1 protein-coding gene is annotated in these 1,064 nt (G+C 57.0%); it reads right to left on the minus strand.

Translation table 11 applies throughout. From position 1 onward, the window contains the following. A partial coding sequence (locus AC2SLT_RS13130; protein ID WP_486548097.1) for a hypothetical protein occupies positions 1-1,064 on the minus strand: 1,064 nt, incomplete at both ends.

Here is a 1,064-nt window from a genome sequence, read left to right on the forward strand (position 1 = left end):
GGCTGGGGCAGTCACTTTGGTGATGATTTCACCAGCTGTAATGTCGTCTGCTGTTAGGACGGTTTCAACGCCATTGACGGTCACGATGTTACCCGCTACCGCATCAGCTGGTAGACCAACGGTCACCACAACCTTACCGTCTGCATCAATCTCATCAGCGGTGATAAACTCATCACCGTTACCGATCGTCACGGCAGTTGGTGCGTCTGGTGGTGTGGTGTCCACTGGCGTCTCGCTACCTGAGGTGGCTTCGCCGCTTGATTCATTACCGGCGTCATCACTGTTGGTCGCGTTCACTGGCGTTCCATCTTTGACAGCGTCTGCAGGTAGGTTGGTTTCCCCTGTGGCTGGGTCAACGGTGACGCCTTCTGGTACGGTGGTGCCATTAGCTGGTGCCCAATTGCCGGTTTCTGGATCTTTGGTTAGTTCAACGGTTTGTGGGTTACCCGCCTCGTCGGTGTAAGAGATGGTGGCGCTAGTGGCATCATCCGCTGGGGTGACTGCCACTGAACCGTCGTCATTAGCGTCAACGATTGGGCTAGCCGGTGGTGTGGTGTCCACTGGCGTCTCGCTACCTGAGGTGGCTTCGCCGCTTGATTCGTTACCGGCGTCATCACTGTTGGTCGCGTTCACTGGCGTTCCATCTTTGACAGCGTCTGCAGGTAGGTTGGTTTCCCCTGTGGCTGGGTCAACACTCACGCCTTCTGGTACGGTGGTGCCATTAGCTGGTGCCCAATTGCCGGTTTCTGGATCTTTGGTTAGTTCAACGGTTTGTGGGTTACCCGCCTCGTCGGTGTAAGAGATGGTGGCGCTAGTGGCGTCATCCGCTGGGGTGACTGCCACTGAACCGTCGTCATTGGCATCAACGATTGGGCTAGCCGGTGGTGTGGTGTCCACTGGCGTCTCGCTACCTGAGGTGGCTTCGCCGCTTGATTCGTTACCGGCGTCATCACTGTTGGTCGCGTTCACTGGCGTTCCATCTTTGACAGCGTCTGCAGGTAGGTTGGTTTCCCCTGTGGCTGGGTCAACGGTGACGCCTTCTGGTACGGTGGTGCCATTAGCTG

The organism is Psychrobacter sp. CX18, from assembly GCF_057396215.1.